At 69.2% G+C, this 18,525-nt stretch carries 21 protein-coding genes; 15 read left to right on the top strand and 6 right to left on the bottom strand.

Features of this window, described 5'->3' with window-relative positions:
• Positions 1–35 precede the first annotated feature (35 nt).
• From DS837_RS14255 to DS837_RS14245, 3 genes are read left to right on the top strand one after another with little or no spacing between them, the layout of a single operon-like run.
• Entirely contained in the window at positions 36–953 is a 918-nt protein-coding gene (locus DS837_RS14255) for a sulfite exporter TauE/SafE family protein (RefSeq protein WP_149165365.1), read from the top strand.
• Positions 950–1,729, top strand: a complete 780-nt coding sequence (locus DS837_RS14250) for a TIGR02186 family protein (RefSeq protein WP_149165364.1) — start codon at positions 950–952, stop codon at positions 1,727–1,729. Before DS837_RS14255 ends, DS837_RS14250 begins: the two co-directional genes overlap by 4 nt.
• A gap of 3 nt (positions 1,730–1,732) precedes the next feature.
• Positions 1,733–2,284 carry a universal stress protein gene (locus DS837_RS14245; RefSeq protein ID WP_149165363.1) on the top strand — a complete coding sequence of 184 codons (552 nt, stop codon included), beginning with the start codon at positions 1,733–1,735 and terminating at the stop codon, positions 2,282–2,284.
• Positions 2,285–2,290: 6 nt separating this feature from the next.
• Here DS837_RS14245 and DS837_RS14240 read toward each other — a convergent pair whose 3' ends face one another.
• Genes DS837_RS14240 through DS837_RS14230 form a run of 3 tightly spaced genes read right to left on the bottom strand, consistent with a single transcriptional unit; the run spans position 2,291 to position 5,341 of the window.
• Positions 2,291–3,757, bottom strand: coding sequence for a fused MFS/spermidine synthase (locus tag DS837_RS14240; protein WP_170295859.1), 1,467 nt, complete (start codon positions 3,755–3,757; stop codon positions 2,291–2,293).
• Positions 3,744–4,103, bottom strand: a complete 360-nt coding sequence (locus DS837_RS14235; protein WP_149165361.1) for a cupin domain-containing protein — start codon at positions 4,101–4,103, stop codon at positions 3,744–3,746. Before DS837_RS14235 ends, DS837_RS14240 begins: the two co-directional genes overlap by 14 nt.
• A complete protein-coding gene (locus DS837_RS14230; RefSeq protein ID WP_149165360.1) occupies positions 4,103–5,341 on the bottom strand; it encodes an adenylate/guanylate cyclase domain-containing protein in 1,239 nt (412 codons plus the stop codon). The genes DS837_RS14235 and DS837_RS14230 overlap by 1 nt, the downstream gene beginning before the upstream one ends.
• A 108-nt stretch (positions 5,342–5,449) precedes the next feature.
• Here DS837_RS14230 and DS837_RS14225 point away from each other — a divergent pair, with 108 nt between their 5' ends.
• Positions 5,450–6,004, top strand: coding sequence for a NifU family protein (locus DS837_RS14225; RefSeq protein WP_149165359.1), 555 nt, complete (start codon positions 5,450–5,452; stop codon positions 6,002–6,004).
• 58 nt (positions 6,005–6,062) lie between these two features.
• On the opposite strand, the gene DS837_RS14220 is transcribed toward DS837_RS14225, so the two are convergent.
• Together DS837_RS14220 and ddpX are read right to left on the bottom strand one after the other, a co-directional pair.
• A complete protein-coding gene (locus tag DS837_RS14220) occupies positions 6,063–7,103 on the bottom strand; it encodes a polysaccharide deacetylase family protein (RefSeq protein WP_149165358.1) in 1,041 nt (346 codons plus the stop codon).
• 216 nt (positions 7,104–7,319) lie between these two features.
• Complete coding sequence (gene ddpX, locus DS837_RS14215) at positions 7,320–7,871, bottom strand: D-alanyl-D-alanine dipeptidase (protein ID WP_149165357.1); 552 nt, start codon at positions 7,869–7,871, stop codon at positions 7,320–7,322.
• Between the two features lie 101 nt (positions 7,872–7,972).
• Here ddpX and tsaB point away from each other — a divergent pair, with 101 nt between their 5' ends.
• Both tsaB and DS837_RS14205 read left to right on the top strand, forming a co-directional pair.
• A complete protein-coding gene (gene tsaB / locus DS837_RS14210) occupies positions 7,973–8,647 on the top strand; it encodes a tRNA (adenosine(37)-N6)-threonylcarbamoyltransferase complex dimerization subunit type 1 TsaB (RefSeq protein ID WP_149165356.1) in 675 nt (224 codons plus the stop codon).
• Positions 8,644–9,156, top strand: coding sequence for a GNAT family N-acetyltransferase (locus DS837_RS14205; protein ID WP_149165355.1), 513 nt, complete (start codon positions 8,644–8,646; stop codon positions 9,154–9,156). Before tsaB ends, DS837_RS14205 begins: the two co-directional genes overlap by 4 nt.
• A 3-nt stretch (positions 9,157–9,159) precedes the next feature.
• Here the strand turns inward: DS837_RS14205 and DS837_RS14200 are convergent, their stop codons facing one another.
• The gene (locus tag DS837_RS14200) at positions 9,160–9,414 is read right to left on the bottom strand and encodes a sulfurtransferase TusA family protein (protein ID WP_145623122.1); all 255 of its coding nucleotides are present in this window, start codon (positions 9,412–9,414) and stop codon (positions 9,160–9,162) included.
• Positions 9,415–9,505: 91 nt separating this feature from the next.
• Here DS837_RS14200 and DS837_RS14195 point away from each other — a divergent pair, with 91 nt between their 5' ends.
• The 9 genes from DS837_RS14195 (at position 9,506) to DS837_RS14155 (ending at position 18,519) form a co-directional block, all read left to right on the top strand.
• Positions 9,506–9,922: a Ros/MucR family transcriptional regulator gene (locus DS837_RS14195; protein ID WP_014238866.1), complete on the top strand. Its 417-nt coding sequence runs from the start codon at positions 9,506–9,508 to the stop codon at positions 9,920–9,922.
• 315 nt (positions 9,923–10,237) lie between these two features.
• Positions 10,238–11,062: a GNAT family N-acetyltransferase gene (locus DS837_RS14190; RefSeq protein WP_149165354.1), complete on the top strand. Its 825-nt coding sequence runs from the start codon at positions 10,238–10,240 to the stop codon at positions 11,060–11,062.
• 44 nt (positions 11,063–11,106) lie between these two features.
• On the top strand, positions 11,107–11,940 hold the full coding sequence (locus DS837_RS14185) for a lysophospholipid acyltransferase family protein (protein ID WP_149165353.1): 834 nt from the start codon (positions 11,107–11,109) through the stop codon (positions 11,938–11,940).
• Between the two features lie 243 nt (positions 11,941–12,183).
• Positions 12,184–13,572, top strand: coding sequence for a tRNA (N6-isopentenyl adenosine(37)-C2)-methylthiotransferase MiaB (gene miaB / locus DS837_RS14180; RefSeq protein ID WP_149165352.1), 1,389 nt, complete (start codon positions 12,184–12,186; stop codon positions 13,570–13,572).
• A gap of 5 nt (positions 13,573–13,577) precedes the next feature.
• The gene (locus DS837_RS14175) at positions 13,578–14,666 is read left to right on the top strand and encodes a PhoH family protein (RefSeq protein WP_149165531.1); all 1,089 of its coding nucleotides are present in this window, start codon (positions 13,578–13,580) and stop codon (positions 14,664–14,666) included.
• Positions 14,666–15,196 (top strand): rRNA maturation RNase YbeY, encoded by a 531-nt coding sequence (gene ybeY / locus DS837_RS14170; RefSeq protein ID WP_149165351.1) that lies wholly within the window; start codon positions 14,666–14,668, stop codon positions 15,194–15,196. The genes DS837_RS14175 and ybeY overlap by 1 nt, the downstream gene beginning before the upstream one ends.
• Entirely contained in the window at positions 15,193–16,110 is a 918-nt protein-coding gene (locus tag DS837_RS14165; protein WP_170295858.1) for a hemolysin family protein, read from the top strand. The genes ybeY and DS837_RS14165 overlap by 4 nt, the downstream gene beginning before the upstream one ends.
• 205 nt (positions 16,111–16,315) lie before the next feature.
• Positions 16,316–17,917, top strand: a complete 1,602-nt coding sequence (gene lnt / locus DS837_RS14160; protein WP_149165349.1) for an apolipoprotein N-acyltransferase — start codon at positions 16,316–16,318, stop codon at positions 17,915–17,917.
• Positions 17,918–18,030: 113 nt separating this feature from the next.
• Positions 18,031–18,519 carry a helix-turn-helix domain-containing protein gene (locus DS837_RS14155; protein WP_145623114.1) on the top strand — a complete coding sequence of 163 codons (489 nt, stop codon included), beginning with the start codon at positions 18,031–18,033 and terminating at the stop codon, positions 18,517–18,519.
• The last annotated feature ends 6 nt before the right edge of the window (positions 18,520–18,525 follow it).

The raw sequence follows: 18,525 nt of genomic DNA, 5'->3' as shown, positions 1-18,525 counted from the left end.
GCTGGCGGACCTTCCCGTCCGCCGGCTCCGCCCCCATGCAAGTCTATCTGCCGATCGCCGAGATGTCGGTCAACGCCCTGCTCGTGCTCGGCATGGGGGGACTCGTCGGCTTCCTGTCCGGCATGTTCGGGGTGGGCGGCGGCTTCCTGATGACGCCGCTGCTGATCTTCATCGGCGTTCCGCCCGCCATCGCGGTGGGCACCCAGGCCAACCAGCTCGTCGCCGCCAGCGTGTCGGGCGTGCTCGCCCATTGGCGGCGCGGCAACGTGGACGTGAAGCTCGGCGTCGTCATGCTGCTGGGCGGCATGGTCGGCACGGTGGTCGGCGTCTGGATCTTTTCCATATTGCAGCGGATCGGCCAGATCGACGCGGCGATCACGCTGTCCTACGTCTTCTTCCTCGGCACCATCGGCACGATGATGATGGTGGAGGCCAGCCGCGCGCTGATCCGCCGCCGCGCCCCCACCGCCAAGCGGGGCAAGCTGCATCGCCACATGTGGCTGCACGGCCTGCCGCTGAAGATGCGGTTCCAACGCTCCAAGCTCTACATCTCCGCCCTGCTGCCGGCCGCGATCGGGGCGATCGGCGGGATGCTGGTGGCGATCATGGGCATCGGCGGCGGCTTCATGCTGGTTCCGGCGATGATCTACCTGCTGAACATGCCGACCGGTCTCGTGGCCGGCACCTCGCTGTTCCAGATCATCTTCACCACGGCGATGGCGACGCTGCTCCAGGCGGCGACCAACCAGACGGTCGACGTGATGCTGGCGCTGCTGCTGCTGATCGGCGGGGTGGTCGGCGCGCAGTTCGGCACCAAGGCCGGCGGCCGGCTGCGCGGCGAACAGGCGCGGCTGCTGCTGGCCTCGCTGGTCGTCGCGGTGGCGCTGAAGCTCGCCTTCGATCTGGTGGTCGAGCCGAACGACGTCTTCACCATCTCGATGAGGATGTCGTGAGCGCTGTTCGCAAGGGCGCCGGGCGGCTGTGGTCCGTCCGGGTCGCCGGCGGGCTGGCGGGGCTTCTGGCGGGGGTGTTCCTGGCCGCCACGGTCTGGGCGCAGCAGCTCGTCGCCGACCTGTCGAGCCACCTGATCGCCATCACCACCGGCTTCACCGGGACGGAGGTCGTGCTGTTCGGCACCACCGACGGGGCGGGCGACGTCGCCATCGTGGTGACCGGCCCGCGCACCCCGGTCACCGTGCGCCGCAAGGAGCGCATCGCCGGCATCTGGATCAACGCGCGCAGCGTGCGGTTCGAGCAGGTGCCCGGTTACTACATGGTCGCGACGAACCGTCCGCTGGACCAGTTCGTCGGCCGTCCGGTGCTGGAGCGCCACCAGATCGGCCTGCCGAACCTCCAGCTCGGCCCGCGCGAGCAGCTGGCCCCGGACCAGCTCGCCCTGTTCCGCTCCGCCCTGATCCGCAACAAGCAGCGGGCCGGGCTCTACGGCATCACGCTGGGGCAGGTGGCCTTTCTCGGCGAGCGGCTGTTCCGGACCAACATCTATTTCCCGGCCAACGTGCCGACGGGGCTGTACAATGTGGAAGCGCTGCTGATCCGCGACGGCGAGGTGGTCAGCGCCCAGACCACGCCGCTGGTGGTGTCCAAGGTCGGCTTCAGCGCGGAAATCTACGACTTTGCGCGCAACCAGCCGATGATTTACGGTGTTGCCGCGGTGATTGGCGCCATCGCCGCCGGCTGGCTGGCCGGCGCCATCTTCCGGAGGGTGTGACCCATGTCCGATCCGATTGCCACCGATCCGATTGCGTCCATTCCGACCGCGTCCGATCCGGCCGTTTCCGAACCGGAGGTTACGGCCAAGCTGCCGGTCCGCATCTTCCTGGTCGTGGTGGACGAGAGCCCGGAGCTTCAGCTCGCCTTGCGCTACGCCTGCCTGCGCGCCCGCAAGTCGGGGGGCAAGGTGGCGCTGCTCTACGTCATCGAGCCGGGGGAGGTGCAGCAGTGGCTGGCCCTGGAGAACCTGATGCGCGAGGAGCAGCGCGCGGAGGCGGAGCAGAAGCTGCAGAAGCTCGCCCGCGACGTGAACCGCCTGACCGGCACCCTGCCGGCCCTGTACGTGCGCGAGGGCAACCGCCGCGACGAGGTGCTGGCCCTGATCGACGAGGAGCCGAGCATCTCCATCCTCGTGCTGGCCGCCGGCGTCGATCCGGAGGGGCCGGGGCCGCTGATCTCCTACTTCACCAACCGCGGCCTCGCGAAGATGCGCATTCCGCTGACCATCGTGCCGGGCGGCATCGGCATCGACGCGCTGGACGCCATCACCTAAGGCGTTTCAACGTCCATAAAGGGCGGTAAGGCTGCGCTGGTCGATGTCGGACCGGTCGTCGGTCAGCACCGGATGCCCGGCCAGTTCGGCAGGGGCCAGCGTCTCCAGGATGCGCGCGGCCGCGTACATCGCACCCGCCGGAGCGGAGCGCAGGCGTACGCTCAGATCCTCAAGCGTACGCGCCTCCTTCGTGGCGATCATCAGATAATTCCCGCGCCCGGCGTCGGCGACGTACACCGACGGGAAGACGGCGCCCTGCGTCGCCGCCAGCGGCCCGACCAGAGCGTCGCGGTCCATGGGGGAGGCGACGTTCATGACCAGCACGCCGCCCGGCGCCACCCGCCGTTCCACCGCCGCGAAGAACTCCCTGGTCGCCGTGAAGAAAGGGATCAGGGCGGTCGAGTAGAGGTCGACGATCACCACGTCGTGCAGCTCCGGCGACCGCTCGACGTGGCGGCGGGCATCCTCGACGGCGACGCGCACCTCGGGCCGCAGACCGAACCTCTCGCGCGCCACCTCGACCACCGCGGGGTCCAGCTCCACCCCCAGGATGTCGGCGCCGGGCCAGGAGTCGAGGATCTCCTTGGCGGCGGCCCCGCCGGCCAGACCCAGCACCAGGACGCGCGTGCCGTTCCCCAGGGCCGGGACGGCGGCGAACAGATCGTAATAGAGGCCGGTCGGTCCGCCGTCCTTGCGCAGCCGCGACTGGGTGGCCCAGGCCACGTTCAGATGCAGGCGGATCTGTTCGGCGTCCTCCTGCACCATGATGGTGTTGTGCGGCGTTTCGCGGTAGAGGGCGAAGCCCTGTCCCTCGCCGTGGCCGGCGGCCCAGGCCAGGGGAACCGCCAGGGCCGCGGCGGCGGCCACCCGTTTCCCACCCGGAATGAACAGGCAGGCGAGCGCCGGCAGGACCGCCGCCAGGGCGTAGCCCGCCGACACCCCGACCTCAGGGATCGCGTAGAAGGAGGCGAAGAAGGTGCCGCCGATGCTGCCCAGCGTGCCGACCGCGTAGATCCGGCCCGCCGCCGCCGCACCCGTCAGGCTGCTCAGCCCCGCGCAGATCGGCGACACCATGGCCAGCGCGAAGGACGGCAGCCCGAGGATCAGAGCCGCCCCGACGACCGACCCCTCCACCGCGTTGAAGCGGCCCGCGGCGTCGGCCAGCATCGGCTTGCCCAGCCAGGGCGTCAGCGCCGCCGCGGCGACCCCGGCCAGCAGGGCGGCGCGCAGCGCCGGCACCGCCTTCGGCCCGTCGCCGAGCTGCCCGCCGGTCCAGTAGCCGGCGGCCATGAAGGTCATCACCACGCCGATGACGGCGCCCCACTGATAGACCGAATAGCCGAAATGCGGCGCCATCAGCCGCCCGCCGAGGATCTCCATCATCATCAGCGACCAGCCCGCCGAGAAGGCGGCGGCGGCCAGCGCGAAGGAACGGAGGGACGGGCGGGTGGGGAAGGGATCAGAGCCGCTCAAGGTCGGCGACCGTACGCTCATTGATCAGGTTGCCGGTGTTCAGCGTCGTCTTGGGCTCCAGCAGAAGCACCGAACACTCCTCCGGAGCCGCCGGCATATGCTCGATGCCCTTCGGAACCACGATGAACTCGCCGGGGTCGAGCCAGACCTCGCGGTCCCGGAAGCGCATCAGCATGCGGCCCGTCACCACCAGGAACAGCTCGTCCTCGTGATCGTGGTGGTGCCAGACGAACTCGCCCTTCAGCTTCACCAGCTTGAGGTGGCAGTCGTTGATCTCGCCGGCGATCTTCGGGCTCCAATGGTCCGAAAAGCGTCCGAAGGCGTCCGCCAGATTCACCTTGTCCATCAGTCCGTATCTTCCCCCTTCAACCCATAAACCTCGATCGGGTCGTTCAGCCCCTTCACCGGATGCCAGCCGACCGAGAGGAGGCGGCTGGCGCAGGCCTCGGCCACCTCGGCGGAGGTCAGGACGTTGCGGTCCAGGCGGCTGCACAGCCCCTCGATCCGGCTGACCAGATTGACCGCCGGCCCGATCACGGTGAAGTCCAGCCGGTTGGCGGAGCCGATGTTGCCGTACATGACCTCGCCCATGTGCAACGCGATGCCGCAGCGCAGGGTCGGCTGGCCCCAGGCGGACCGTTCGGCGTTGCGGGCGGCCATGTCGGTCAGGGCCTCCTGCGCGGCGTCCAGCGCCTTGGTGCAGGCGGCGGCCCCGGTCGGGTCGCCCTCCTCCAGCGGGAAGATGGCCAGCATGGCGTCGCCGATGAACTTCATGATCTCGCCGCCGCGGCTTTCCACGGCACCGCCCATGATCTCGAAATAGCCGTTCAGCAGGGCGATCAGCTCCTCCCGCGGCAGCCGGTCGGCCAGCGAGGTGAAGCCGCGCAGGTCGCAGTACCACAGCACGGCGCGGACGTTGGCGCCGGTGCCGCGTCGGATGTCGCCGGACAGGATGCGCGCGCCGGTGCGGTGGCCGACATAGGTGTCCAGCACCGTCGTCGCCAGCCGCCGCAGCGCCAGCGTCTCCAACACCGCGCCCAGCGCCGGCAGCACCGCGTCGACCAGCGCCAGATCGGCGGTGGAGAAGCCGCCGGGCCGGTCGGTGGTGAAGCTCAGCACGTTGCGCCGCCCCCCGGCGAACAGAACCGTCATGGCGACATAGTCCGTCGCCCCCTGCGCCTTCAGCTCGGCGAAGACCGGGTATGGGTAGGGCGGCTCCATCTGCTCCAGCCGGTAGCGCAGGCCGTCGGCGCCGTCCTCGATCAGGGTGGCGAAGGGACTGGTCAGATACTCGGTGCTGGTTTCCGTGCCGTGGGCGCGGGTGGCGATCTCCACCTGCTCGGCGTTGCGGCGCCAGAAGAAGGCGATGGTGCGGATCTGCGGGTGCAGCAGGGGCAGGGCGCAGACGGCGCGCAGCAGCGGGACGCCGGACGCCATCAGGCGCCGGCAGAAGCGGTCCATCATCGGCTCGAAGCCGGGGGCGTGCCGGCCTTCCAGCAGCAGCCATTCGACGACCTCCCGCGCGGCGTCGTCGATGGAGGGGGCCGCGGAAGTGGCCGGTGCGGTGGCCGCGGGCGGTGCCATGCTCACGGATCGATAACCATAAAGATGCGATGCTTGATCTGTCGGAGGATTCTGCCCAAGTTTCGCCTACGCCGCCAGTGTTGTTCGGCGCCGATGGAGGATATCACCATGTTCATTCAGACCGAGCAGACGCCCAACCCGGCGACTCTCAAGTTCCTGCCGGGGCGTGACGTGCTCGGACGCGGCACTGCGGACTTTCCGTCCCGCGATGGTGCCGCCGCTTCGCCGCTGGCCCAGCGGCTGTTCGAGATCGACGGGGTCCAGGGCGTCTTCCTGGGTGCCGACTTCGTGACCATCACCAAGGCCGGCGACAAGGAGTGGTTCCTGCTGAAGCCGTCGATCCTCGGCGTCATCATGGAGCATTTCACCGCCAACCGCCCGGTGCTTCTGGAAGAGGCGGCCGGCGACGGCCACGCCGCCAGCGCGGACGACGACGAGCTCGTCACCCAGATCAAGGAGCTGCTGGACACCCGCGTGCGTCCCGCAGTGGCCCAGGACGGCGGCGACATCACCTTCTACGGCTTCGAGGAAGGCGTGGTGTATCTGGAGATGAAGGGGGCCTGCTCGGGCTGCCCCAGCTCCACCGCCACGCTGAAGGCCGGCATCGAAAACATGCTGCGCCACTACATCCCCGAGGTGGTCGAGGTCCGCGCCGTCCGCTGACGGCATTCACCGGACGGGCGCGGTCGGCACAGGCCGCGCCCGTCCGGCGTCTCTCCGCCTATTCCGGAACGACGAACTGCATGCCCAGCCAGCGCCACCGTCCGTCGGGGGCGGGCAGGGTGCAGTTCACGCGCGTGCGGCCCGGCGGGAAGGGGTCGCGGATGCGCACCTCCACCCGGTCCTCCGTCACGCGCTCCAGCGCCGTCCGGCCTTGGCCGGCGGCGAAGCAGGCCAGCCGCGCGATGTCGCCGATCTCGTCCGACACGGTGAAGCCGATCGACGGCGGGTTGACGGTCAGCAGCGGATCGTCGGGCGTCAGGTCGGTGACCGGCAGGGGCAGGGCGTTGGCGGCCAGCCGGAAGCGGTCGACGCTGCCGAAACTCTCGTTCATCACGAAACGCGGCAGGGTCGCCCGGTCGGCCTGCGGGTGCAGGACGCCGGACTGTTGGCCGAAAGCAGCGGCGAAGCCCTGCTCCGTCACCATGACCCGCAGCGCCGACGACACCTCGCCCTGCGGGTAGGCGAACAGGGTCGGGCGCTGCCCAGTCTCCGCCTGCAGCCGGTCGGCCATGCGGCGCAGCTCCGCCTTCACCTCCTCGGCGGGGCGGGACACCAGCGACTGGGTGGAGGCGCCGAGCCCGCCGAGCGTGACCCCGGCGGCGGCGAGCTGCCGCACCTCCGCCCAACTCATGTGGGCGGGCGACCCGCGGTCGATGGCGTCGGTCGCCACGAACAGGGTGAAGGGAAGCCCCGCCGCCTTCAGCCGCGGCCACGCCTCGCGGAAGGCGGAGCGGCTGGCCTCGTCGATGGTGATCGCCACCGTGCGGTCGGGCAGCGGCGCGCCGCTGCGCAGCGCCTCCAGGATGCGGGGCAGGGGCAGGACCTGATAGTCGCCGTCCTGAAGCTCGTCCAGGTGGGCTTCGAACTGGTCGATCCGGATGCTGATGGACGGCGTCTGGTCCTCGCCGAACCGGTCGTAGGCGAAGACGACGGCGGTGTTCGTGGTTCCGTCTGCCGCAACGCCCGGGCTTCCCGCCAGGGCCTGGAAAGCCCAGGCGGCGGCCACGGCGAAGAGGGTGGCGGCGCGGCGGAACGGCATGGCGGCCTGTCGTGGGTCCGGAACGGTCGCGCGGCCGGACGAGGGTCCGGGCTGCGCCACGGCTGGTGTGGCACAGGCACGCCGCCGGGAACAAGTCCGCAACACATACTCTGTGCTTCGCGTGCTTTCGTGATGCAGCCTTGCAACAACCCCTATGACACTAGGCCTTATGGCTTCCGGCCGTGAACCCGGTGCCCACGGCCGGATCGATAGGGATCAGCCCATCATCAGGCCGCCCAGGGCCGCGTCGGTCAGCAGGGGATAGCGCTGTTCGTCCGGCAGTTGATAGTGCCACCACTCGCAGCTGTAATGCCGCCAGCCCGCCGCCGTCATGACGCCGAGAAGGGCGGCGCGGTTGCGCTGCTGCTCCGTGGTCAGGTCGGTGCGGCCATGGTGGGACTGCTCGGTCATGTCGTCGAAGCCGGTGCCCATGTCCAGCGGGTGCCCCGTTCCGTCGGCCAGCGTCAGATCCACCGCGACGCCGCGGGAATGGGTGGAGCCGCCCGCCGGATCGGCGATGTAGGACGGGTCGGGCAGCGCCCGCCACAAGGCCCATTGCGCCTCGACCGGGCGGAAGGCATCGTACAGCCGCAACCGGCAGCCGATGCCGCGCGCCAGCCGGATCGCCGCGCGCAGCGCCGCCGCCGCGTCGGGGTGCAGCAGGCAATGCGGGTGCCGGTAGATGGGCACCCCGGTCAGGTTGTCCGGCGTGGCGTACAGCAGCTCGATGTCAACGTCGAAGTCCGGTGGTGCGATGGGTGTGAGCATGATCCATGCCGTCAGGGAAGGTCGGGGCTGTCTATCACGCTCTTGACCCAGGCTTGAAGTGGGGCTTTGAAGATGGCGGATCTGACGACGCGTGTGAGGCGATGAGAGTTCTGGGACTGGACACGGCGACCTCCGGCTGCTCCGCCGCGCTGTGGGACGACGGCGCCGTCACCGTGCGGCGGCGCGAGCCGATGGCCCGCGGGCAGGCGGAGGCGCTGGTGCCCCTGGCGCAGGCCGCGCTGGCGGAGGCCGGTTGCGCCTTCGATGCGCTGGACCGCATCGCCGTGACCGTCGGGCCGGGCGCCTTCACCGGGCTGCGCATCGCGCTGGCCGCGGCGCGCGGCTTCGCCCTGGCCGCCGGGTTGCCGGTGGTCGGCGTCACCAGTTTCGACGCGGTCGCTCACGGCTTGCCGGAGGGGGAGCGGGACGGCCGCGCCCTGCTGGTTGCCGTGGACTCCCGCCGCACCGAGCCGTTTTTGCAACTCTTCCACCCGGACCTGACGCCGTTCGGCGAACCGGCGATGCTGGACCCCGCCGCGGTGCCTGGCTGGCTGGACGGGTTCCTGCCCACGGGGCCGCTCCTGGTGGCCGGCGACGGGGCCGGTTCGTTGCGTCCGCTTCTGGAAGACCGCCCCAAGACGGACTTCGCCGCCGGGCCGGGCACGCCCGACGCCGCCGTGGTCGCGGCGCTGGGTGCTGTGCGGGAGGTCGGGTTGCCGGCCCAGCCCTTCTACCTGCGCCCGCCCGACGTGTCCCTTCCGCGGAAGACGGCATGACGGCGGCCCTGCCCGAGACGTCCCGCTCCCGGACGTCCCTTCCGACGCGTCTTCAGACCGCCGGCCTCGCCGACGCCGCGGTGATCGCGGCCCTGCAGCAGGGCTGCTTTCCCGACGATCCCTGGGGCAGCGAGGCCGTCGCCAGCCTGATCGGCCAGCCCGGCTTCTTTTCCGTGCTCGCTTTGCGGGACGGCGGGGAGGGCGACGATCCGGTCGGCTTCCTGCTGGCGCGGGTTGCCGCCGAGGATGGCGAGATCATCGCCGTCGGCGTCCGTGCCGACGCGCGGGGACAGGGCCTCGGGCGGCGGCTGGTTGCGGCGGCGCTGGACGGCGCGCGGGCGCTGGGCGCCACGGCGCTGTTCCTGGAAGTCGCCGAAGACAATGGTATGGCACAATCCCTGTATAAATCCTGTGGTTTCTTTTCCGTGGGCCGTCGTCCCGGCTATTACCGCAGGGCGGAAGGAAGGGTTGCCGCCCTTGTGCTACGGTATTCGTACACCGACGAATAAATATTAACCTTTCTGAATCCACAGACGGTGAACCCCCTCCGGCTCATCCGGATTTTCGGGCGTCACGGCGAGAATGGAGTGACCCAGTTCGGCTAAGGATCGGGGTACATTCTCCAAGGGTTCGCCAGCGTTCAGCCGGACTTCAAGCGTCTGCCCGGCCGCCATGCGCTCCACCGACAACTTGGTCTTGACGAAGGTTAACGGACACACCTCGCTGGTGATGTCCAAAAACAAATCCGGAGATTTTTTTTCGTACACTGCTTCCTCTTTAAGAGCAAAGGATGGATATTGCGCGCGGCCACAAACCTCTTTATATGGAGAGGAACGCCAAGCTGCGGAGCAAGCTTACATGAGCAATGGTAACCCTTCCAACGCGCTGTTGTCTCTGACCACGGAGATCGTTGCGGCGCATGTCTCGAACAATACAGTCGCTCTCGGCGATCTTCCGACGCTGATTGAGCAGGTGTACAAGTCACTCGCGAATGTCGGGACCGAGCCGGTTGCGACGGAGGAGCGTCCGCAGCCCGCGGTGCCCATCAAGAAGTCCGTCACTCCCGACTACATTGTGTGCCTGGAGGATGGCAAGAAGCTGAAAATGCTGAAGCGCCATCTGAAGACGGCCTACGACATGTCGCCGGAGGAATACCGCGACCGCTGGGGCCTGCCGGCCGACTATCCGATGGTCGCCCCGAACTACGCCCGCCAGCGCAGCTCGCTGGCCAAGCAGATCGGTCTCGGCACCCGCGCCCGCCGCGGCGCGGCCTAAGGTCCATCGGGCTTGTGCGTTGGTGTCCGGCGGACCGCCGCCGTTCGGTCCGGTCCGCCCCGGAACCCCACCGCCCGGATGTGATCTTTTCTTCCTTCCCGCGTGATCATTACTGTCCCGCCTTGCCGCCGTCCCCGTTCGCCGGGGCCGGACCTTGTGGCTTGCCCGGAGTCCGGGCTTGCCGGGGGCGGGTTCGTCACGTCGCGGTTGACCGGCAACCGCCCATTCGTGTTATCCCTGTTCCGTGCCCGACCGGGCTCCGGAAGGAGAACCGGCGGTTGCCGCGACCCGAACAACGCCAGTGAAGCGTCGAGTATGGCTGATACAGGCACGGACCAGGGCAGCTCTTCGGATCTGCGCATGGGCTCCCTCGAAGTGCGGTTGGCCGAAAGCGCCGCCGAGATCGATTGGGCGCAGGCGCTGCGCTACCGCGTCTTCTACGAGGAGATGTCGGCGGTGCCGTCGCCGGACATGGCCGCGCGCCATCGCGACTTCGACGATTTCGACACGATCTGCGACCATCTGCTGGTCATCGACCACGCCCGCGGCGACGGCCCGGAGTCCGTGGTCGGTACCTACCGGCTGATCCGCCGCCCGGCGGCGGCCAAGGCCGGGCGCTTCTATTCCAGCGACGAATACGACATCGGGCGGCTGGTCAGCTATCCGGGAGAGATCCTGGAGCTGGGGCGGTCCTGCGTCGACGCCGCCTACCGCACGCGCGGCAGCAGCATGCAGCTTCTGTGGCGCGGCATCGCGGCCTACGTCTTCCACCACGACATCGCGGTGATGTTCGGCTGCGCCAGCCTGCCGGGCACCGACCCGGTGGCGATGGCCGAGCCGCTCGCCTACCTCCATCACTTCCATCTGGCCCCGGAAGAACTGCGCCCCGTGGCGCTGCCGGAACGCTATGTCGGCATGGATCTGATGCCCCGCGATCAAATCGATCCGAAGCGCGCGCTGACGTTCCTGCCGCCGCTGATCAAGGGCTATCTGCGGCTGGGCGGCTTCATCGGCGACGGCGCGGTGATCGATCACCAGTTCAACACCACCGACGTGTCGATCGTGGTGAAGACCGACCTGATCACCAACAAATATTCCAAGCATTACGAGCGGCGCAGCCGCGACGCCCAGATCGCGTGATCGGCAATCGCGTCAGAAAACGGGCGCATCGGGAGGCGAGTGGCATGACGGCGTTGGACGCAACCGGCGCGCGCGCCCTGGGATCGCCGGTGCGGGGCGGGCTGCGCCTGGCGGTTTATCTGCTGTGGACGCTCCTGCTGATCCCGCTGCAGGCGCTGGCCGTCGCCCTGCGGTCGCCGCTGCGCCACCGCATTCCGCAGCTTTATCATCGGGTCTGCGCCGTCATCCTGGGCATCGGCGTCGTGGTGCGCGGCCAGCGCGCGGCGGACGGGCCGGTGCTGTTCGTCTCCAACCATTCCTCCTACCTCGACATCACGGTGCTGGGATCGGTCATTCCGGGCTCCTTCGTGGCGAAGAGCGAGGTGGCCGGCTGGCCCTTCTTCGGGGCGCTGGCGAAGCTCCAACAGACCGTCTTCGTGGAGCGCAAGGCCCGCGCCGGGGTGGAACGGCAGCGGGACGATCTGGGCGCCCGGCTGGACGCCGGCGACAGCCTGATCCTGTTCCCCGAAGGCACCTCCAGCGACGGCAACCGCACGCTCCCCTTCAAGACGGCGCTGTTCGCGGTGGCCGCCCGGCGCATCGGGGACCGGCCGCTCACCGTGCAGCCGGTCAGCATCGCGCCGACGCGGCTGGACGGCATCCCGATGGGGATCGCCTTCCGTCCCTGTTACGCGTGGTACGGCGACATGGATCTCGCCCCGCATTTGTGGACGGTTTTCACGCTGGGCCGCATGACGGTGGAGGTGGAGTTTCATCCCCCCGTGACCATCGACAGCTTCTCCAGCCGCAAGGCCCTGGCCGACCATTGCCAACGTGCCGTCGCCCGGGGCGTGGAGCGCGCGGTGTCCGGAAAGCCGACGCCCTCTGCTGTTCCGTGACGGAAACGTTCCACACCGCGAAATGGGCCGCGAAATGAATGGTCGGCCTGCGGGCACGATTGACTCGTTTTCCCGCACTCGTGCTACCATATCGACAGAGTGCGATGCCGCGACGCGGCGGGTCGCGCGCCGGATTGCGCCGCTCGGACCGGTGCCGTCCAGGCGCGCGTTTTTGTATTGGTCGAGATCGCGGTCGGCCGGGATCGCGGTTGGTCGGATCGTTCAGCGCTGTGGAAGGGATCGTTGAGTAAGAAGCTCTTCATCAAGACCTGGGGTTGCCAGATGAACGTCTACGACTCCGCCCGCATGGCGGATGTCCTGGCACCCCTGGGCTACCGGCCGGTGAACGAGCCGGACGGCGCCGACATGGTGATCCTCAACACCTGCCACATCCGCGAAAAGGCCTCCGAGAAGGTGTTCTCGGAGCTGGGCCGGCTGCGCCAGCTCAAGGACGTCAAGGCCGAGGCCGGCGACGGCCGGATGATCGTCGCCGTGGCCGGCTGCGTCGCCCAGGCAGAAGGCGAGGAGATCGTCGCCCGCGCCCCCTTCGTGGACATGGTGTTCGGGCCGCAGACCTATCACACCCTGCCGGAGATGGTGGCCAAGGCCAGCCGCAAGGCGGGCAGCGTGCTGAACACCGACTTCCCCGTGGAGTCCAAGTTCGACTTCCTGCCGGACGAGAGCGCCGCGCAGGGCGTCTCCGCCTTCCTGGCGGTGCAGGAGGGTTGCGACAAGTTCTGCACCTTCTGCGTCGTGCCCTACACCCGCGGCGCCGAGTTCTCGCGGCCCGGCGCCCAGATCCTGGCGGAGGCCCGGCGCCTCGTCGCCGGGGGCACGCGGGAAATCAACCTGCTCGGCCAGAACGTCAACGCCTGGCACGGGGAGGGGCCGGACGGCACCACCTGGGGCCTCGGGCGGCTGGTCCGCGAACTGGCGGACATCGACGGGCTGGAGCGCATCCGCTACACCACCTCGCACCCGCGCGACATGGAGGACGACCTCATCCGCGCCCATGCCGAGGTGCCGCAGCTCATGCCCTACCTGCATCTTCCGGTGCAGGCCGGGTCCGACCGCGTGCTGGCGGCGATGAACCGCAAGCACACGGCGGACGACTACCGCCGCATCGTCGACCGGCTGCGCGCCGCCAAGCCGGATCTGGCGCTGTCGGGCGACTTCATCGTCGGCTTCCCCGGCGAGAGCGACGCCGACTTCGCGGCGACCCTGCGCCTCGTCACCGATGTCGGCTACGCCCAGGCCTATTCCTTCAAGTACAGCGCGCGTCCCGGCACCCCGGCGGCGCTGGAGCACGGCCAGCTGCCGGAGGACGTCAAGGACGCCCGTCTGGCCGCGCTCCAGCAGTTGCTGAACGCGCAGCAGCAGGCCTTCAACGAGAGCTTCGTCGGGCGCACCGTGCCGGTCCTCTTCGACCGCGTCGGCAAGCGCGCCGGCCAGCTTCTGGGCAAGAGCCCCTATCTGCAGTCGGTGCACGCCGACGCCAACGAGCGGCTGCTCGGCCGCATCGTCGCGGTGCGCATCGACGCCGCCCATCCGAACAGCCTTGCCGGCAGCGTGGCGACCGGTGAATACCGCAGCTCCGCCACCGGCACGCAACCCGTGGAGGCGACCGTTTGAACGGCTTGCCCGATCAGCGCCCCGACCCGCGCTCCGATCAACGCCCAGATCAACGGATTGATCTGAACTTCGACGACAACCGGCTGCTGCCGATGCTGTACGGGGAGCACGACCGCCACCTCGCCCGCATCGAAAACCAGCTCGGCGTTTCCCTGATTTCCCGCGGCAACACGCTGACCATTGCCGGTCCGGCGGAATCGTCGGAAGCCGCCCGTTCGGCCATCGACGCCCTCTACGAGCGCCTCAAGCGCGGCATGACCGTCGGCACCGGCGAGGTGGACGCCGCCGTCCGCATGGCGACCGGCGTCGGCGGTGCGGTGCGCGACCAGAATCTGGCGACGCTCAGCCGGGGCGAGGTCGCGGTGCGCACCCGCCGCAAGGGCGCCATCACCCCGCGGTCCCCCATGCAGGCGGCCTATCTCCAGGCGCTGGCGGAAAGCGAGATGGTCTTCGGGCTCGGCCCCGCCGGCACCGGCAAGACCTACCTCGCCGTCGCCCAGGCGGTGGCGCTGCTGACCACCGGCCAGGTCGACCGCATCATCCTGTCGCGCCCCGCCGTGGAGGCGGGGGAGCGGCTGGGCTTCCTGCCCGGCGACCTCAAGGAGAAGGTGGACCCCTATCTACGCCCGCTCTACGACGCGCTGCACGACATGCTGCCGGCGGAGCAGGTGAAGAAGCGGCTGGAGTCCGGCGAGATCGAGATCGCGCCGCTCGCCTTCATGCGCGGCCGCACGCTCGCCAACGCCTTCGTCATCCTGGACGAGGCGCAGAACACCACGCCCATGCAGATGAAGATGTTCCTCACCCGCCTGGGCGAGGGGGGGCGCATGGCGGTCACCGGCGACATCTCCCAGACCGACCTGCCGGCCGGCGCCAAGTCCGGCCTGCGCGAGGCGCTGGACATCCTGGAAGGGGTGGAGGGCATCCGCTTCGTCCATTTCACCGCCGCCGACGTGGTGCGCCACCCGCTGGTCGCGCGCATCATCCGCGCCTATGACCGTGCCGAAGGCGACCGCACCGATGGCCGGCGCAAGCCCGCCCCCCGGCTCCCCGCCGCCGCGGACGACGAGCCGGATGCGGAGGGAACACCGTGATGGCCGTCGATGTCGTCGTTTCACGTGAAGCGGGCGATTGGGCGGACAACGCCGAATGGCTGTGCGAACGCGCCGCGCTCTCCGCGCTCTCCGTCACCTACGACGAGGAGGAGGGGCCGGCGGAACTGTCCGTCGTGCTGGCCGACGACGCGCTGGTGCACCGGCTGAACCGCGAATACCGGGGCAAGGACAAGCCGACCAACGTGCTGTCCTTCGCCCTGACCGAAGCGGAGGAGCCCGAACTGGGCGAGGACGCGCCGGTCATGCTGGGCGACGTCATCCTGGCCTGGGAGACGGTCGCCCGCGAAGCCGCCGAGCAGGGTAAAACACCTTCGGACCATATGACCCACCTTGTGGTGCATGGCGTTCTTCATTTGCTCGGGTATGATCACGAGACGGACGACGAGGCCGAGGAGATGGAGCAGCTCGAAACCGACGTGCTCGCGACCCTCGGCATCGCCGACCCGTACGCCGCCACGCGCTCTCCGCCCGGAGAGCCGAATTTGGACGAACAACCACCGGACCGATGAGCGAGATTTCCGACAGTCGAACGCCCCGTGAAGACGGGGCCGAAGATCAACAATCCTTGGGCCACCTGTTTCGCGGGTGGATGAGGACCGTCCTGGGGGGGCGCGACGACGCCACCCTGCGCGCCACGATCGAGGACCTGATCGAGGATCAGGACAGCGGCGAGGGATCGCTGGGAGCAGGCGAGCGCGCCTTGCTCGCCAACATCCTGAAGCTGCGCGACCGCGCCGTCGACGACGTGATGGTGCCCCGCGCGGACATCGTGGCGGTGGACGTGGACACGCCGTTCCCCGCCCTGGTCCAGCGCATGGCGGAGGAAGCCCATTCCCGCCTGCCGGTCTTCCGTGAAACGCTCGACGACGTCGTCGGCATGGTCCACATCAAGGATGTCCTGGTGGCGATGGCCAGCCGGACGCCGGTCGAGCTGAAGGACATCGTGCGCGATCTCAGCATCGTCGCGCCCAGCATGCCAGTGGTCGACCTTCTGGTGCAGATGCGCCAGAAGCGCCAGCACATGGCGCTGGTGGTGGACGAGTTCGGCGGCATCGACGGCCTCGTCACCATCGAGGATCTGGTCGAGGAGATCGTCGGCGAGATCGAGGACGAGCACGACGAGGAGGCGACCCCCCACTTCGTCGAACGCCCCGACGGCACGATCCTCGCCGACGCCCGCGTCTCCATCGAGGATTTCGAGGACCGCGTCGGCGCCTTCCTGACGGAGGAGGAGCGCGAGGAGGTCGACACGCTCGGCGGTCTCGTCGTGTCGCTGGCCGGACGGGTGCCCGGCCGCGGGGAAATACTGACCCACCCCTCCGGCCTGGAGTTCGAGATCGTCGAGGCCGACCCCCGCCGCATCAGGCGGCTGCGAGTCCGCACCGCCCCCGCCGAGAATTCCGCCCTGGCCGAGGTCGGGTAAGCCCCGCAGGGTTTTTCACCACGAAGGCACGAAGGACACAAAGACGGCACAAAGAGACTCTACCGCATTCCCGGGATCACGGGTGGGGCGGGGGCTTCTTTGTGACCCTCTTTGTGCCTTCGTGTCTTCGTGGTGATTTCGTTTCCAGACCAATATGTCGGCCCGTGCAGCCTCACCAGCCCATCCGCATCCGGAGTGTCACCCCTTGACCGCCACCGACATGACGACCACCCCGGCCCGGCTGGGCCGACTGTCCGCGGGTCTGGCCGGGCTGACCGGCTGGCGCCGGCTGCTGGCGGCGGCGGGCTTCGGCGGGCTGGCGACGTTGGCGCTGCCGCCGGCCGGCGCGGTTCCGTTGCTGCTGATCGCCTTTCCGGGGCTGCTCTGGCTGCTCGACGGGGCGCGGACGAAGCGGCAGGCCTTCGCGGTTGGCTGGTTCTTCGGCTTCGCCCATCACCTGCTCGGCCTCTACTGGATCAGCGCGGCGCTGTTCACCGACATCGAACGGTTCTGGTGGGCGCTGCCGCTGTCGGCGGCGGGGCTGCCGATCCTGCTGGCGCTGTTCACCGGCCTCGCCACGCTGCTGGTCTGGACGCTGCGGGTCCGAGGGATGGCGCAGGGGCTGGGGAAGGCGGTTCTGTTCGCCGCCTGCTGGGCGCTGTTCGAATGGCTGCGCGGCCACGTCTTCACCGGCTTCCCGTGGAACCTCGTCGGCTATGGCTGGACGGGCGTCCTGCCGGTTCTGCAAGGCGTCTCGCTGATCGGCATCTACGGCCTCAGCCTGCTGACCGTGCTGGTGGCGTCGCTGCCGGCGGGTCTGGCCGACATGGCGGTGCCGCGCCGCCGCGCCTGGGGAGCGCTGGCCGCCGGGCTGGCGCTGTTCGCGGCGCTGGGCGCCTGGGGCGGGCTGCGGCTGGCCGGAGCGTCGGACGCGACGGTGCCCGGCGTGCGGCTGCGGCTCGTCCAGCCGGCCATCGACCAACGGCTGAAATGGGCGGCGGGCGAGCGGGTGCGCAACGTCCAGCAGCAGATGGAACTCTCCGTCGCCCCGTCCACTGAGCCGGTCACCCATGTGATCTGGGCGGAAACCGCGGTGCCGCTGTTCCTCGACCAGGACGCCCGCCTGCGCCAGGCGCTGGGGTCGGTCACGCCGCCCGGCGGGCTGCTCATCACCGGGGTGCCGCGGATGGAGGCCGGGCCGGAGGGCGAGCCGCTCTATTACAACAGCATGGCGGCGGTGGACGGCAGCGGGGCGGTGACGGGCCGCTTCGACAAGTTCCACCTTGTGCCCTTCGGCGAATACATGCCGCTGCGCCGCTGGCTGCCGGTCGGGGCCATCGCCGGCAACGGGGCGGAGTTTTCCGCGGGTCCGGGACCGGTGTCGCTCGATCTCAAGGGCCTGCCGCCGGTCAGCCCGCTGATCTGCTACGAGGTGATCTTTCCGGGCGCCGTGCTGCCCGCCGCGGACGACGGCGCCGGACGGCCGCGCTGGATGTTGAACCTGACCAACGACGCTTGGTACGGCAACACCGCCGGCCCGTACCAGCATTTCGCCATCGCCCGGACCCGCGCGGTGGAGGAGGGGATGCCGTTGGTCCGCGTCGCCAACACCGGCATCTCCGGCGTGGTGGATCCCCACGGCCGCATCACAGCCATGCTGCCGCTTGGTCACAGGGGTGTGGTCGATGCGGCCTTGCCGGAGGCGCTGCCCACCCCCACTCTCTACGGACGGGTGGGTGACGGCGCGTTTGGGTTGCTTCTTTTAACCTGTTTCGCGGTGGGCCTGCGCGCACGACATCGCACTTAGCGCAACCGAGACTCTTTTTTCAATCACGCGCATCGGGAGCGCTCGGGTGGCCTTGACTGCATACATGGATATGTCGTATCAAGGTTGCACAACTGTTTCAGGGAATTAGAGCAATGCAAGCAACGCCAGCGCGGGGCCGCCGGGCCACTGCCGGCCGTCCCAAGACGGGAAAGCCGAACCCGATCGACGTGCACGTCGGTTCCCGCGTCCGGTTGCGCCGGACCCTTCTCGGAATGAGCCAGGAAAAGCTGGGCGAGGCCATCGGCCTGACCTTCCAGCAGGTGCAGAAGTACGAGCGCGGCGCCAACCGCATCGGTGCGTCGCGCCTGTTCGACCTCAGCCGCGTCCTGGACGTTCCGGTGTCCTTCTTCTTCGACGACATGCCGGCGGAAGCCGCCGCGGCTCCGGTTGACGACGAGGAGGGCAACGCTGCCGGTTTCGAGGAGCGTTCGGGCGGCTACGAGCCGGATCCGATGGCCAAGCGTGAGACGCTGGAACTGGTGCGCGCCTACTACCGCATCAACGACCCGTCGGTGCGCAAGCGCCTGTTCGAGCTGACCAAGGCCGTTGCCAACTCCGGCATGGTCGAAGCGGCCGAATAACCGGTT

Source organism: Azospirillum brasilense (assembly GCF_008365405.1).
GTDB classification, from domain to species: Bacteria; Pseudomonadota; Alphaproteobacteria; order Azospirillales; family Azospirillaceae; genus Azospirillum; species Azospirillum brasilense_D.
The sequence above is the reverse complement of the archived record's forward strand: the minus strand, read 5'-3'. Positions and strand labels throughout refer to the sequence as shown.

Bases quoted from the DNA above. Each gene is read 5' to 3' on its own strand.
- DS837_RS14255 (WP_149165365.1), top strand. From the start codon at position 36: ATGCAAGTCTATCTGCCGATCGCCGAGATGTCGGTCAACGCCCTGCTC.
- DS837_RS14245 (WP_149165363.1), top strand. From the start codon at position 1,733: ATGTCCGATCCGATTGCCACCGATCCGATTGCGTCCATTCCGACCGCG.
- DS837_RS14235 (WP_149165361.1), bottom strand. From the start codon at position 4,103: ATGGACAAGGTGAATCTGGCGGACGCCTTCGGACGCTTTTCGGACCAT.
- DS837_RS14230 (WP_149165360.1), bottom strand. From the start codon at position 5,341: ATGGCACCGCCCGCGGCCACCGCACCGGCCACTTCCGCGGCCCCCTCC.
- DS837_RS14225 (WP_149165359.1), top strand. From the start codon at position 5,450: ATGTTCATTCAGACCGAGCAGACGCCCAACCCGGCGACTCTCAAGTTC.
- DS837_RS14220 (WP_149165358.1), bottom strand. From the start codon at position 7,103: ATGCCGTTCCGCCGCGCCGCCACCCTCTTCGCCGTGGCCGCCGCCTGG.
- ddpX (WP_149165357.1), bottom strand. From the start codon at position 7,871: ATGCTCACACCCATCGCACCACCGGACTTCGACGTTGACATCGAGCTG.
- tsaB (WP_149165356.1), top strand. From the start codon at position 7,973: ATGAGAGTTCTGGGACTGGACACGGCGACCTCCGGCTGCTCCGCCGCG.
- DS837_RS14205 (WP_149165355.1), top strand. From the start codon at position 8,644: ATGACGGCGGCCCTGCCCGAGACGTCCCGCTCCCGGACGTCCCTTCCG.
- DS837_RS14195 (WP_014238866.1), top strand. From the start codon at position 9,506: ATGAGCAATGGTAACCCTTCCAACGCGCTGTTGTCTCTGACCACGGAG.
- DS837_RS14190 (WP_149165354.1), top strand. From the start codon at position 10,238: ATGGCTGATACAGGCACGGACCAGGGCAGCTCTTCGGATCTGCGCATG.
- DS837_RS14185 (WP_149165353.1), top strand. From the start codon at position 11,107: ATGACGGCGTTGGACGCAACCGGCGCGCGCGCCCTGGGATCGCCGGTG.
- ybeY (WP_149165351.1), top strand. From the start codon at position 14,666: ATGGCCGTCGATGTCGTCGTTTCACGTGAAGCGGGCGATTGGGCGGAC.
- DS837_RS14165 (WP_170295858.1), top strand. From the start codon at position 15,193: ATGAGCGAGATTTCCGACAGTCGAACGCCCCGTGAAGACGGGGCCGAA.
- DS837_RS14155 (WP_145623114.1), top strand. From the start codon at position 18,031: ATGCAAGCAACGCCAGCGCGGGGCCGCCGGGCCACTGCCGGCCGTCCC.